General features: G+C 43.5%; 13 protein-coding genes. 10 read left to right on the top strand and 3 right to left on the bottom strand.

Features of this window, described 5'->3' with window-relative positions:
• Positions 1-261: 261 nt before the first annotated feature.
• Positions 262-1,515: a BaiN/RdsA family NAD(P)/FAD-dependent oxidoreductase gene (locus JOC94_RS13420; RefSeq protein WP_077111913.1), complete on the bottom strand. Its 1,254-nt coding sequence runs from the start codon at positions 1,513-1,515 to the stop codon at positions 262-264.
• 306 nt (positions 1,516-1,821) lie between these two features.
• Here JOC94_RS13420 and JOC94_RS13415 point away from each other — a divergent pair, with 306 nt between their 5' ends.
• Positions 1,822-3,441: a putative polysaccharide biosynthesis protein gene (locus JOC94_RS13415; RefSeq protein WP_077111914.1), complete on the top strand. Its 1,620-nt coding sequence runs from the start codon at positions 1,822-1,824 to the stop codon at positions 3,439-3,441.
• 40 nt (positions 3,442-3,481) lie between these two features.
• Here JOC94_RS13415 and JOC94_RS22950 read toward each other — a convergent pair whose 3' ends face one another.
• Positions 3,482-3,880, bottom strand: a complete 399-nt coding sequence (locus tag JOC94_RS22950) for a hypothetical protein (protein ID WP_236017095.1) — start codon at positions 3,878-3,880, stop codon at positions 3,482-3,484.
• Between the two features lie 118 nt (positions 3,881-3,998).
• Between JOC94_RS22950 and JOC94_RS13405 the strand changes: the two genes are divergently transcribed.
• On the top strand, positions 3,999-4,718 hold the full coding sequence (locus tag JOC94_RS13405; RefSeq protein WP_077111915.1) for a pseudouridine synthase: 720 nt from the start codon (positions 3,999-4,001) through the stop codon (positions 4,716-4,718).
• Positions 4,719-5,126: 408 nt separating this feature from the next.
• Here the strand turns inward: JOC94_RS13405 and JOC94_RS13400 are convergent, their stop codons facing one another.
• Positions 5,127-5,348: a DeoR family transcriptional regulator gene (locus JOC94_RS13400; RefSeq protein WP_077111916.1), complete on the bottom strand. Its 222-nt coding sequence runs from the start codon at positions 5,346-5,348 to the stop codon at positions 5,127-5,129.
• A gap of 286 nt (positions 5,349-5,634) precedes the next feature.
• Between JOC94_RS13400 and JOC94_RS13395 the strand changes: the two genes are divergently transcribed.
• The 8 genes from JOC94_RS13395 to JOC94_RS13360 all read left to right on the top strand — a co-directional run bounded on the left by JOC94_RS13395 (position 5,635) and on the right by JOC94_RS13360 (position 13,311).
• Entirely contained in the window at positions 5,635-6,348 is a 714-nt protein-coding gene (locus JOC94_RS13395; protein WP_321189679.1) for an ABC transporter ATP-binding protein, read from the top strand.
• The gene (locus JOC94_RS13390) at positions 6,341-7,528 is read left to right on the top strand and encodes an ABC transporter permease (RefSeq protein WP_077111918.1); all 1,188 of its coding nucleotides are present in this window, start codon (positions 6,341-6,343) and stop codon (positions 7,526-7,528) included. The genes JOC94_RS13395 and JOC94_RS13390 overlap by 8 nt, the downstream gene beginning before the upstream one ends.
• 45 nt (positions 7,529-7,573) lie before the next feature.
• Positions 7,574-8,992, top strand: a complete 1,419-nt coding sequence (pepV, locus tag JOC94_RS13385) for a dipeptidase PepV (RefSeq protein WP_077111919.1) — start codon at positions 7,574-7,576, stop codon at positions 8,990-8,992.
• A 28-nt stretch (positions 8,993-9,020) separates the two neighbouring features.
• Complete coding sequence (gene dat, locus JOC94_RS13380) at positions 9,021-9,863, top strand: D-amino-acid transaminase (protein ID WP_077111920.1); 843 nt, start codon at positions 9,021-9,023, stop codon at positions 9,861-9,863.
• Positions 9,864-9,885: 22 nt separating this feature from the next.
• Entirely contained in the window at positions 9,886-10,458 is a 573-nt protein-coding gene (gene thpR, locus JOC94_RS13375; RefSeq protein ID WP_077111921.1) for an RNA 2',3'-cyclic phosphodiesterase, read from the top strand.
• Between the two features lie 29 nt (positions 10,459-10,487).
• Positions 10,488-11,255, top strand: a complete 768-nt coding sequence (locus tag JOC94_RS13370) for an NERD domain-containing protein (protein ID WP_077111922.1) — start codon at positions 10,488-10,490, stop codon at positions 11,253-11,255.
• Between the two features lie 248 nt (positions 11,256-11,503).
• Positions 11,504-12,277 (top strand): phosphotransferase family protein, encoded by a 774-nt coding sequence (locus JOC94_RS13365; RefSeq protein WP_077111925.1) that lies wholly within the window; start codon positions 11,504-11,506, stop codon positions 12,275-12,277.
• Positions 12,278-12,450: 173 nt separating this feature from the next.
• The gene (locus JOC94_RS13360) at positions 12,451-13,311 is read left to right on the top strand and encodes a YtnP family quorum-quenching lactonase (protein ID WP_077111923.1); all 861 of its coding nucleotides are present in this window, start codon (positions 12,451-12,453) and stop codon (positions 13,309-13,311) included.
• The last annotated feature ends 657 nt before the right edge of the window (positions 13,312-13,968 follow it).

Below are 13,968 nucleotides of genomic sequence, written 5' to 3'. Positions count from 1 at the left end.
CAGCTTCCGTACTTTTACGGAAAAAATAGGGTTGTTTTTCGGATGCTTTTCTTGCTAGCATGCGGAGTCTTACATTCTGAAATTGACTAGTCCTCTTTTATTCGAATTATAATTTGGTTTTCCTTCTTTAAAGCAAAGGGGTAGGAGGACGGGAATATAAGCAAGGCGAGCGTCTCGTGTTTCGGTGCCAGTTTGGGGAAGCAGTGGGAAAACGAGCAAAAGATTTGTCACAAGCCGGCTTACACGTCCATGAACGAGAGACTACTTTGCCGCATTTTCCCCCGCGAGGCGTCCTGTGACAAGCGCCGCGGTAATATTATAGCCCCCGGTATATCCGTATATATCCAATATTTCTCCGCAAAAAAACAATCCTTTCATCAGTTTTGATTCCATCGATTTCGGTTCGACTTCTTTGACTGAGATGCCTCCGCCCGTAACGAAGGCTTTTTCCAACGGAAGCGTGCCTTCCACGGTAAATTCGAACTGCTTGCAATGAGTGGCAAAGGTCCGTATGTTGTCTGTTGATATGGAGGCACCTTGCGCGGAAGGATCAATTCCGCTTTTTTCCAGCAAAAAAAGCAAATAACGTTCCGGAAGCAAGCCTTTTAACGTATTTTTGGCCGCTTTTTTTGGTTCATCCTTCAACATCTTTTTTAGTTGCCCAAATAGTGGCTCCAGATGTTTGTCAGGAATTGCATCAATGCGCATGACGACTTCTTTTAAATTCCATTTTTTCTTCGCTTTTACAACAAATTGGCTACAGCGAAGCACGGCCGGGCCGGAAATGCCGAAATGAGTAAAGAGCATGTCCATTCGATGTGTAATGATCGGCTTTCCTTTCGGATTGAGAACGCTGACTTCCACATCCCTTAATGACAACCCTTGCAACGTTTTTTCCCTGATAAAAGTTTCATTGGATGTTACGGGTACTTCTGTCGGAAAGAGATCGGAAATCGTATGTCCCGCTTTTTTCGCCCACGGAAAACCGTCGCCGGTGGAACCGGTATGGGGAACGGATTTTCCGCCAACAGCCACCACAACAGACCGGCAGGATAATGTTTCACCGTTTTCGAGTAAAACGCCTTCCACTTTGTCCTTGCCATATAAAATATCTTTGACGGGAGTGTTCGTGCGAACGGAGACGCCCAAATCTTTCATATGGGATAATAATGCGTCCACGACCGACTGGGCTTTGTTCGAAGCCGGGAACATTCGGCCGTGATCTTCTTCTTTTAGCCGGATTCCCAGGTTTTCAAAAAAACTGATAATATCTTCATTGTTAAAAATGGAGAAAGCTCCATAAAGAAAGCGGCCGTTCCCCGGAATATGACGGATGATTTCATCGGTTGGAAGCCTGTTCGTCACATTGCAGCGCCCCCCGCCCGATATGGCCAGTTTCCGCCCAAGTTTATTACCTTTATCCAGCAACAGTACGCGGGATTCCCGTTCAGCCGCAGCGATAGCAGCCATGAGGCCGGACGGGCCGCCGCCTATCACAATTACATCCGCATTCATCTATGTCAACACCTTGTCGTTTTTTTGCTATTTCATTGTAAACTGTCAAATATCGTAAAAGCAAATGTCACTAGACTGTTCATTGTCAAATGTCGTCGATCACTGTAAACTATAACAGTAGAGCTTGATGAAGCAAATGGTGAGAAATAAAGCTGGGAATGATTCGTCCTTGAATTGAAGAGGGAGTTAAACTGCATGAGGAAGAGCATCCATTTTCTAGTTAACATACAGGAACAGGTCGCATACAATCATTCTTAGCGGTATCAGGCCGCCTTTTAAATAAAACAATGGAGAGTAAGAGATTGCATGTCTTCTAAATTAATTCGGGGTACATTTATATTAACGCTCGGAACCATTTTGTCAAAAGTCCTTGGACTTCTTTATGTCATTCCGTTCTATAGAATCATCGGCGGAAATGAACCCGCCGCATTATATCAGTTTGGATATGTTCCTTATACGATTTTTATTAGTATTGCGACAGCGGGCGTCCCGCTTGCTGTCTCCAAATATATCGCAAAATACAACGCGATGGAAGAATATGCGGTTGGCCGAAAGCTGTTTCACACAGGCATTTATGTCATGTTGGCTACAGGGATTGTTTCGTTTTTGACCATGTATGGACTTGCTCCGTGGCTGGCGGAGCTTGTGCTAAAAGGAGCGGAAACAAAACATCATTATACAACGGCCGATGTTGCCGTCGTTATACGGGCTGTCAGCTTCGCGCTCTTGATTATTCCCGTGATGAGCTTAATCAGAGGTTTCTTCCAGGGACATCAATCAATGGGCCCATCCGCTGTTTCAACGGTTGTAGAACAGTTGGCGCGCATCATTTTTCTGTTGGGGGGCACTTTTATTGCCTTATATGTGATGAAAGAAGATATTGTCACTGCCATTAGTGTCGCTACTTTTGCCGCATTTATAGGCGGAATTGCCAGCCTGTTCGTTCTGTTTTGGTATTGGAGAAAAAGAAAGCCCGGTTTGGATCAAATGCTTCAACATGATCGGGGGACATTGGAAGTATCGCTGCCGGAAATGTATAAAGAAATTATCGTATATGCATTTCCATTTGTTTTGGTCGGGATTGCGAATCCGCTTTTTCAATTTGTCGATCAAATGACATTTAACAGAGCAATGGCGGAAGCGGGGAGAGCCGCCGAAGCGATGGATTCTCTCGGAATCTTGAATATGACGACCCACAAGCTTGTCATTATTCCAGTTTCCCTGGCAACGGCATTTGCGTTGACGCTTGTCCCACTTATAACCGAATCATTTGTGACACATAATAAAAAGCTCATGTTCCGCCAGCTTGATCAAACAATTCAACTCCTTCTTTTTATCACCATGCCTGCCGCGATCGGGCTTGCCCTGTTGGCGGAGCCGATGTACACAATGTTTTACGGCTATGATGAATATGGGGCACAAGTGCTCCGCACATATGCCCCGGTGGCTATTTTATTTGCCTTATACTCTGTTACAGCAGCGATTTTACAAGGGATTAATGAACAGCGGTTTACGATTCTCAGTTTGCTCACGGGTCTCCTTGTCAAGCTTACTTTCAATATGCCGCTCATTCAGGCTTTTTCAACAGAAGGCGCCGTTTATGCCACAGCTTTGGGTTATGGAGCCGCGATTGCCATCAATTTGTTTGTCATCAAACAATTTGCATCTTACCCAATTCGGCTCGTGTACCGCAGGTCACTGTTAATCGTCTTATTCAATGTGATGATGGCGATCCCGGTTTATGGATTATACCGTTTATTGTTGTTTGTCTTTTCTCCTGAATCGGTCTTTCATTCGCTTTTGATCGTCTTGTTGTGTGCGGGCTTGGGTGCGGCCATTTATGGTTATCTTGGGCTGAAATCCGGCTTGGCGGACCGATTATTTGGCGACAGGCTGCAACGATTGAGGCAGCGTCTTCACATTTGATGAAAAGACAAAGGAAAGAGGCTTCCTTGCGGATGCCTCTTTAATAATATCCTCCAGAATAGTGCTGGACTTCAAGGTCTTCGGGTCTGCCAAATCCGAGTTGCCTTTCGATTCTTGAGATGCGGCGATCGAACCGGTTAATTTGTCGGTCGACCCGTTCAACTTGCCTTTCAAGGCGTTCCAACCTTCTTTCGAATCCGGCACCGCTTTGCCCGCCGCCCGGAAAAAGTGAGGGCGCGCCCTGTTGCTCTGCCGTATGCGGTTGGAAACCTGTTGGCTGCTGCATTTCACTCGGCTGCATTTCCATGGGCTGGCCCATCGGCATTCCCATCTGAGGATATCCTTGCATCCCCATTGGCATTTGCTGCATACCGGGAATTTGCGGCATACCGGGCATTTGTTGCATACCGGGCATTTGTTGACGATAATCTGTATACATGACATAACACTCCTCATGAATTGTATCCTGCAACATCAGCCTATGATACTGCGCCTAAAACGTATGGACGATGGCCTATTTCCACGATTTTTTTTGTAAAAGCAAGGTGGTGATTTTTGTGAGAATAGATAAATTGTTAAGCAATTTGGGTTTCGGGAGCCGAAAAGAAGTAAAGAAGTTTTTAAAAAAGGGCTCCGTTTCCGTAAATGGGCAGGTGATCAAGGATCCGAAGCACCATGTCCACCCTCACGAAGATGAGGTTTTCATTTTTGGGGAGGAAGTGGAATATAGAGAATATATATATATAATGATGAATAAGCCGTCTGGCGTTATTTCGGCAACGGAGGATGTGCGTGAGCCCACCGTCATTGATTTGCTGGAGGAAGAGGAGAGAATATTCAAGCCGTTTCCGGTTGGAAGACTGGATAAAGATACAGAGGGGCTCATGCTGCTGACAAATGACGGCAAGCTTGCCCATCAATTGCTGTCTCCCAAAAAGGATGTGCCTAAAACATATTTTGCCATCATTGACGGAATTGTCACGGAAGAAGACATCCAATTGTTTGAAAAGGGCGTTACACTGGATGACGGGTATCAGACAAAGCCGGGGAAGCTGCACATTATCAAATCCGGAACATATTCAGATATAGAACTAACGATCACAGAAGGAAAATATCATCAAGTCAAGCGGATGTTTCAGGCGGTTGGAAAAAAGGTGAAATATTTAAAGCGGGTTTCGCTTGGGCCGCTCGTACTCGACAAAACGTTAAAAGAAGGAGAATATAGGGAGTTGACGGAAGAAGAAATCGGGCAGTTAAAAGATGTAGATCAGAGTTAATCATGTGTATAAAAAAATCCGCCACTGTTTGAAACAGCTGGCGGCATTTTGTTATGAAAAAGAAAGTAAGTTCTTTCTTTGGCATTTCATTTGAAAAGTCTGGCTCCAGCGCTATTGACTGACAGTATTGCCTTCATACTCTAGCGGTATCGCTATTTTTGGAGGTAGAACATCATGATAAAAACGTTGCACGAAGCTTACATGGTACGTTTCTCATGGCGTCCTGCGATAAGTCAACATGACTGAGGCTCGCGTCGATGCTTCTTCAGCCTGTACATTTGTGAAAGGCATCTGCGCTTTTCTGCTAAAGGAAAGCAAACATAAACGTAGTGGGTTTGTGAATCTTCTAAGTATACGTGTAGTTAAGCGATCGTATGAGCTTTGGGGCCAGTCAAATTTTCTTTTTTTCTAAGATGTTAATTTCACTTTTTTCTCTGTTGTTGTCCACTTCCCGCGGCGCGGGCTGCTGATTAGGTCATTGTATTCTAACACATTCAAATCCCTTTGAATGGTGCGAGGTGTACTGCCGAATGCATCAGCCAGCTCCCGTGTCGTCACGGTACCATTTTCTTTAATGTACAAATATACATCCTTGATCCTGGTGAGCATCCTATTCGTAGAAGGTTTCAAAAAACCACTCCCTCATCTTGAATTCCTTGGCAGATGGTGCGGACAGCTGCATTGATGAAGTGCAGTCTACGTCGTGATTCCTTTCGGACAACTCCTTTTCTTTGTAATTAACATCTTGTGTCTGAAACTAAAATATCAGACAGTTTTATTCTACCGCAATCTTGCTTGCTTTAAAAGGGATTTTTAACAATTGGAAGAAAAAGGTCGTAATTTGTCACATTTTATCTTTGCAATGAAACTTTTATTATGTTATATCGTATATCTTTAAAAGCGAATCTAGGACGAGGTGAAGGATTTGGCGCTTATACATGTAAAGATCAAACAGGCTGGATATAAACCGAATGAATCTATTATTTCCAATATTGATTTTTCCATCAATAGAGGCGAATTAGTTGGCATGATTGGCAACAATGGAGCTGGTAAAAGCACGACAATCAAAGCAATGCTGGGAGAATTGCCATTTTTGGAAGGGAAAATTGAAAAGAATGAAGACTCTTCTTATTCTTATATTCCGGAAAGGCCAATATATTACGATGAATTGACTCTTTGGGAGCATTTCGAGTTTGTATGCGCGGTGGAACAGTTGCAGGAAGAGAATCTTGAATATGCCAAGGAACTGTTAAATGTTTTTCGGCTCATTGACAGAATTCATGAATTTCCGTCTACCTTTTCTAAAGGGATGCAACAAAAAGGGATGATTGCGCTTGCTATGTTTTCAAAGCCGGATTTGCTTGTCATTGATGAGCCTTTTATGGGACTGGACCCCGGTTCTACGAAGCTGTTGCTTGACATGATTGATCAGGAGAGGGTTTCTGGAACCGCCATATTAATGTGTACACATATTGTGGACACGGCACAGCGGATTTGCGATTCTTTTTTGGTTGTGGAAAATGGAACGATTAAGGCATCGGGAACACTGGATGAGGTGCTCTCTCAATGCGGTGCAGAAGATGGCAATTTGTATTCGTGTCTTTCACTGGAGGATGAAGGGGATGAATAGCGGGCGACTGCTTTGGACGAGGGTGTTGGAAAACGGAAAGCATAAGTTGAAAACGATGCGGGCGGTAATGGATTGGACGATCATCGTTTATTTTGTCATTCCAAGTATCGTCATTGGATTTTTCATTTATCGGTCTTGGTGGCTGGAAATGCCTGGCTGGATTCAACACATTCCTTTTTCTTTCCTGTTTATCGGTTCTTTTTTTCTGTTATGGAATAGCCATTTCAGAACGTATGTCAGGGAAGCGGACACCATTTTTTTAATGAAAAAAGAACGCCTGTTTATTGGTTTAAAAAAGGGCGGAATACTATTTTCATATACATTTGAAATACTGACAGCAGGCCTTCTCGCTTTGTTGATAGCCCCGTTTTGGTTTCAACATTACGGTTTTACCGGACTTCAGCTGTTATCCTTTTGCATCTCGTGGATCACGTTAAAATGGCTCGTCATGGCTGTATCTGGCCGTTTGGACGTTCAGTTACGCGGCTTGATCAGCATCTTGAGAAATATCCCGCTTGTGATCGGAGCCGGCGCCATATGGTATGTCAGCTTTCTGGCATTTGAACATGGAGCTATTTTACTGATCATCCTAATCTCTTTGCTCAATACAGTTGGATCGATCGTGTTGAATTATCCCCGATTTACGAGCATACATACTTTTGAGCAGGATCTCGCTATTGATGAACGGGAAAAAAGAAAACATACGGAGTTCGTGCTGGGGATGTCCTCGGACATTGAGAAATTACCGAAACTAGGGACAGTGCGAAAAAATCCCCGCTTGTATTCCAAATCAAACCGTTTATTTAAAAAACGGACTGAAATGGTCGGCTATTTGGAATTATTTATAAAAGTAACGACGAGAAATACAGAATATTTTTGGGGATATATAAGGATTATTGGTGTAACGGTGGCTGCACTGGTCATGCTTCCGCCGCTTTGGATGAAGCTTGGTATAACTGCTTGTGGTTTCTTTACAGTGGTTGCGTGGAGCGGATCTGTATGGCATAAAGTAGTCGGCAGCCATCCTTTTACAAAGCTATATTCGGGGAAAGACGGATATTATAAAGGGAAAAATGTCGTAACTACGGCGCTTGCGGTTCCTTTTACGGTGATCTGCCTTGCTTACTTTTTCGCCATACAGTATGTCCAAAAAGTATTTCCCCTTTTTTTGAATGGCTGAAAAGTTGTACAATAGAGTCAGCAAGCATTCAAAGGAGCTATGTCTATGGCAAATATTGATTGGATCTCTGAAGCAAAAAAGAGAAAAGCTGATATGATAAGAGATTTGCAGGGACTTTTGCGAATCAAGAGTGTTTTAAATGAACATGATCAAACTGAGGATGCCCCGCTTGGAAAAGGAGTAAAAAAAGCATTGGATTATATGCTTCAGCTTGGGGAGAAAGACGGTTTTATTGCAAAAAATGTCGGAAATGTAGCCGGGCATTTGGAGATGGGCTCAGGTGCCGGGCTTATTGCGGCCTTATGCCACGTGGATGTCGTCCCTGAAGGGGATGGCTGGACGAAAGATCCGTATGGCGGGGAAGTGGAAGACGGCAAAATTTATGCCCGCGGCGCCATTGATGATAAAGGGCCGACGATGGCCGCTTATTATGGCATGAAGATTGTGAAAGAGCTTGGATTGCCTATTGAAAAGCGCATTCGACTGATCATTGGAACAGATGAGGAAAGTGATTGGCGCTGTGTCCACCATTATTTTCAGCATGAGGAAATGCCGGATATGGGATTTGCTCCGGATGCCGATTTTCCGATTATTCATTCCGAGAAAGGTATTTGTGATTTCGACTTGGTGCAAAACAATCATTTTGAAAAGGAATACGGTGCCCCCAAAACGCTCATTTCCTTTGTGGCGGGACGCCGATATAATATGGTTCCGGACCATGCGCGAGCGGTGCTTGATATCCAAGGCGACCACACCGAACTACTGCAACTTTTTAATCATTTTAAAAAGGAGCAAAATATAGCCGGGTCTTATTATGTGGAGAGCGGATATCTTGTGATGGAAGTGGAAGGTGTTTCGGCCCACGGAATGGAGCCGGACAACGGAAAAAATGCCGGCTTGCTTTTGGCGAGTTTTCTCTATACATTGAAGCTTGACCGTAGAGGAAGAGAGTTTGTGAAAGCGGCCGTCCATTTCTTTTTCGGGGATTCACGCGGCCGGGCTTTGGGTGTCCAGCATGAGGATGAGATTACAGGTGAATTGACAATCAATGTTGGCATTATGACGTATAATGAAGAAGATGGGGGACGTTTTGGGTTGAATATGCGCTACCCCGCCACTTTTCCTTTTGAAAAAGGGATTCAAGATATAGCAAGCGCAGCTTCAAGCGCCCATTTTGATTTTGTGAAGATTAGAAACTTACCACCCCATTACGTTCCGAAAGATCATGAATTGATTCAAAAGCTTATAAAAGTTTATGAAGAGCAGACAAATGAAAAAGCGGAGCTGCTATCGATCAGCGGCGGGACATATGCGCGCTCATTGACAGCGGGAGTCGCATTTGGGGCATTGTTTCCCGGCAGGGACGACGTTGCTCATCAAAAGGACGAATATATGCATATCGATGACTTAATAAAAGCGACAGCGATCTACGCCCAGGCATTTCATGAATTGGCACGTTCATAATGACATTACGATAGGAGAATGATGACGTATGGGAAAAGTGATTTTGAATGGGGAAATGATGGAAAGGTCCGAAGCGGTCATTGACATGGAAGACCGAGGATATCAATTTGGAGACGGCGTTTACGAGGTGATTCGCGTATATGACGGCAATCTTTTTACAGGTGAAGAACATATTGAACGTCTGTTTGCGAGTGCCGGAAAAATAAAGCTCGACATTCCTTTTTCCAGGGATAAAGTTCTTTCCCTTGCCCGCCAACTTGTCAAAGAAAACGGCGTGAAGCTGGGAACGGTCTACATGCAAGTAACAAGAGGAACAGCTTCCAGAAGTCACATTTTCCCGGACCCAAGTAGAACGAAAGGGGTTTTTTCAGCCTATACGACAGAAGCGCCGCGTCCTGAAAAAGCACTTGAAAATGGAGTGGCCGCCATCACCGAAGATGATATCAGATGGCTCCGTTGCGATATTAAAAGCTTAAATCTATTGCCAAATGTGCTGGCAAAGCAAGAAGCATCCGGTCAGGGATGTTATGAAGCGATTTTGCATCGTTCCGGAACGATCACGGAAGGATCTTCATCAAACGTGTATATTGTAAAAGATGGAACAGTGATCACTCATCCGGCGACCAATTTGATTTTAAACGGTATAACCCGGCAAGTCACACTGAAATTATGTGCAGAAAACAATATTCCTTTTTCAGAAAAAGAATATTCCTTGGAAGAGTTGCGGCAGGCGGATGAGGTATTTCTGACAAGCACAACATCCGAAATTATGCCGATCGTAAAAGTGGATGGCCGCCAAGTTGGTGAAGGAATACCCGGGCCTGTAACGCGCAAACTTCAATTGCTTTTTCAAGAAGAATTAAACAAATAAGGAAATCTAAGGGGAGTTATAGATGCATTCTGACCACTTTTTCTTTGCCCTTGCATTGCCTGGGGAGATGAAGATGTATTTACATTCGATCAGTGAGCGGATCAAGAGCGTTTTCCCTTTTAAGACCTGGGTTCATCCGGAAGATTACCATATGACGTTTGCGTTTCTGGGGAAGGCAGAAAAAGAGGTGCTGGCCTCTTCCATTAAACTCGTTGGGGATGCGATTCAGGGGGCCGAGCACATAACGCTCCGCCCTAATCAAGCCGGGACGTTCGGACAAGCAAAAAGACCGCGGATTTTATGGGTGGGCACTACAGGTACAGACCAATTAGATGCACTGCGGAATAATGTTTTTTCAGCATGTCAGCGGGCTGGTTTTGAGCTTGAAACGAGACCGTTCAAGCCACATATTACAATTGCCCGCAAATGGATGGGGGAAGAGCCATTTTCCTTGAGCCAGCTTCAAGAACTTGCGCGTAATGCCTCCCCCAGTTTGCCCGGCCCGGCTTTTGACGCGGTGGAAGTGGTGCTTTACCGCACCCGGTTGGATCATTCCCCAAAATACGAGAAAATCGAATCATTTACATTGATATGAAAGGTTGTTTTTAAAAGGAAATGGCGCAGTTGATCAAATTACAAGATTACGTATCACGCTATGAAGAGGACCTTTCGGAATACTCTTCTAAGTTTGTCCGCCTTAAAAAACGAAGATGGCAAGCAATCGTGAATACTCTGGAACAGCGGGGAAGTCGTCTGAAAAACATCGAAATCGCCAAACGGAAAACTGCTTTAAAGCAGTCTTTTTTGGATAAGTTATTTTTATCACAAATTCAATGGGCCAGCACGACCATTTCGGAGAGATCGTTTGTCCAGTCCAGCTACTACACGGATCCACGTTTGCGCGGCCTCTTACAACGGTTTCCCGACTCTTTTTTTGTCATGTACCGGCCTGTCATGCGCTTCGAAAAAACGGAAGTGGAATTGGAAGTGTTGCTCCTGACTCCTTCGATGATTTTCTGCATTGCTTTTTTAAACGGTGCAGAGGAGGCGGTATATATTGGGTCTTCTTCGCATTTTTGGAGAAATGCTGTCAATGCGGATGATAAAGTGTTAAATCCATTAATTTCGGCCAATCGCATGTCTACAGTAGTCAAGCGGATTTTTAAAAATCATAAGGTCGATTTACCCATCCAACGCACTGTTATATCAGAAAATAGTTACATAGACTACCCAGAGGGGCAAAGCGATGTGCTTTTTATAGATAAGCATGATTATGAAAGCTGGCTTCGTAAATTAAAAGCGCCGCGCTTACCTGTTAAAAGGATGCAAATGCTTGGGGCAAAGGCCTTGTTGGACAGTTGCAAAACAGTGGCTATTAAAAGAACGACATAAATCATTTTATGGTCATTCATTCATTGTATCCATAGCCTGAAGCGGCCTGTAAAAGATAAAGCGCAGATTTCGACAAAAGTAACATCTACTTTATCGGAATACGGACTTGACGAAAAATGCAACTTAGAGTTAAAATTTAAAGAAGGATGGCTATTGTATTTTATCACTCCAATAGCTGTCTTTTTTCTTTCTACTGAGATAAATGGGAGAGGAACGTCCCTTTCCATAAATATTGAAGGTGAATGACGGTGAAACATTTATTCGAGCATAATTGGGAAATCATTCCTGCTGGTGGTGCGACAGGGGAAGCTTTTTTCGCGTGTAATGAACGGGAAAAACTTTTCTTGAAGCGCAATTCCTCTCCTTTTCTTGCCGTATTATCTGCGGAGGGCATTGTTCCGAAATTGATTTGGACAAAAAGAATGGAAAACGGAGATGTCATTACAGCTCAGGAATGCTTAAACGGCAGGGAATTTAAACCCCAAGATATGACTCACTCCCGCGTTGCGAAATTACTGAAAAAAATACACGCATCGCGCGCGTTGTTAACAATGCTTTCTCGCCTCGGAAAAACACCTTATAAGCCGGAAATGATCCTGTCAGATGTAGTCGCCGTGGTGGATGGGGATTTACTTTCGAATGAAATTGTTCAATCATCCCTTCAATTTTTGCAAACGGAAAAATCCAATGTCCATCATGACACATGGACAGTTTGCCACGGTGATGTCAATCATAACAACTGGCTTCTTTCCGACGATGGTGAGCTCTACTTAATTGATTGGGATGGAGCGGCGATTGCAGATCCTGCTCTTGATATCGGGCCTCTTTTATATTTTTATATCCCGCGTACTGATTGGCCGAAATGGCTTGAACAATATGGAATAGATATGACAGATAACCTGCTGCTTCGAATGAAATGGTATGTTATCGCCCATACGATGCTTTCTGTTGGTTGGCATAAAAGTAAAAATCGTATTCAAGAAGTAAAATTCTGGATCGGATATTTAGAGAAATTTATCTAATGCTCATTTTATAGAACCCCGCCGCAGTCTTCCAAATGATGATGGTATGTTAACAGTATGTACACCATTTTTCATTGGCAGGTTGCGGTTTTTTATTTTTTATTTGCTTTTACATGGCTGAATATTCAATTAATATGGTACAATAATTTCGAAATGTGCGGGAGGTCGAGAAAATGGAAACAATGAACATTGGTGAATTGACGTTAACCTGGCTCAATGGCGGAGATACGTATCTTGACGGGGGAGCCATGTTTGGTGTAGTGCCCAAGCCCTTATGGGAAAAAAAATATCCGGTTAATGAAAAGAATCAAATTGAATTAAGGTCAGACCCTATTTTTTTGAGAGTAAATGGAAAAAACATCTTGATTGAAGCAGGGCTTGGCTACGGCAAGTTGTCCGCAAAGCAATTAAGAAACTACGGCGTTACGGAACAATCGAAAGTGGAAGAATCGCTTGCCAAGTTTGGGCTGGCACCTTCTGACATTGATATTATTTGTATGACCCACATGCATTTTGACCATGCAGGCGGATTAACGAAAAAAGTTGGAGATCGTTATGTTTCTTTTTTTCCGAACGCGGTGATTTACACATCTGCCATTGAATGGGATGAAATGCGCAATCCCAATATCCGCTCCCGAAATACATACTGGAAAGAAAACTGGGAACCGATTCAAGAACAGGTGAAAACGTTTTCTGAAGAGATTGAGATTGAAGGCGTCATTAACATGGTTCATACAGGGGGACACAGCGCCGGGCACAGTATCATTACGATCGAAAGTTCCGGTGAAAGGGCGGTTCACATGGCTGACATCATGCCGACCCATGCCCACCGAAATGTATTATGGGTTTTGGCTTATGACGATTACCCGATGGATTCTATTTATGCAAAGCAAAAATGGATTCCGGAAGCAATCAAGTCAGGAAGCTGGTTCACATTTTATCACGATGGCCATTACCGTGCCATCAAATGGGACGAAGATGGCCATATCATTGATTCGGTTAAAAGAAACCGTCCCGCAGCCGTGGTAAAATAAGTGCCGGCTATCCAAGCAAATTGACTAAAGGTAAGAACAGGGCGGTTGAGAAAAAAGAACTGCACCCTGCCTACCAATGACATAAGAGGCTTCAGCCCCGTATGTAAACGGGCTGAGGCCTTTTTGTCCGTTGATAATGGTAAATGATCGTAAAGCACTCCAAGGACGAATCCTGATGGGGGAGCCGCCCAATCAGGCAGTATTATTTACACACAAAAAAATGGATGTCACAACGAAATAAAAGAAAAGGGTATTGACAACCTATCTGAAAGAATATGAACGCATTCTTTTAATGGAGTCCGAGTCTGGGACACGACTAAATCAGCTGATGAAAAAAGAACAATAAAGTGAAACCTCATTCAGTAGGCGTTTTCTTCCATCTCCTACTGAATGTTAGTTGAACCAATCGGGCATTTAGGTGCCGTTTACTCCCACTTAGACCTTTTGTATTCACTCAGGATTTTGAGGTGGGAGTCTTACGGCACCTTACATCAGACTGTCTAACAAATAAAACCAAAAAAAGGTATAATATAGGTAACTTATAAGCAGAGGGGATTATTAAAATGGGCAATGTTCACGGTTTTTCAAGAGATCAAATAAGTTTTCAATTACTGTGTTTAGATGAAATGATTGATAAGGAAAACCCTGTTCGAGCAA

The organism is Siminovitchia thermophila (assembly GCF_016909185.1).
In the GTDB taxonomy this organism is placed as follows: Bacteria; Bacillota; Bacilli; order Bacillales; family Bacillaceae_C; genus Siminovitchia; species Siminovitchia thermophila.
Note: the sequence above shows the minus strand (reverse complement) of the source record. Positions and strands in the feature narration are given on the sequence as shown.

Excerpts from the sequence above, each read along its gene's own strand:
- JOC94_RS22950 (WP_236017095.1), bottom strand. The coding sequence starts at position 3,880 with ATGTATACAGATTATCGTCAACAAATGCCCGGTATGCAACAAATGCCC.
- JOC94_RS13390 (WP_077111918.1), top strand. The coding sequence starts at position 6,341 with ATGAATAGCGGGCGACTGCTTTGGACGAGGGTGTTGGAAAACGGAAAG.
- JOC94_RS13420 (WP_077111913.1), bottom strand. The coding sequence starts at position 1,515 with ATGAATGCGGATGTAATTGTGATAGGCGGCGGCCCGTCCGGCCTCATG.
- JOC94_RS13415 (WP_077111914.1), top strand. The coding sequence starts at position 1,822 with ATGTCTTCTAAATTAATTCGGGGTACATTTATATTAACGCTCGGAACC.
- JOC94_RS13360 (WP_077111923.1), top strand. The coding sequence starts at position 12,451 with ATGGAAACAATGAACATTGGTGAATTGACGTTAACCTGGCTCAATGGC.
- pepV (WP_077111919.1), top strand. The coding sequence starts at position 7,574 with ATGGCAAATATTGATTGGATCTCTGAAGCAAAAAAGAGAAAAGCTGAT.
- thpR (WP_077111921.1), top strand. The coding sequence starts at position 9,886 with ATGCATTCTGACCACTTTTTCTTTGCCCTTGCATTGCCTGGGGAGATG.
- dat (WP_077111920.1), top strand. The coding sequence starts at position 9,021 with ATGGGAAAAGTGATTTTGAATGGGGAAATGATGGAAAGGTCCGAAGCG.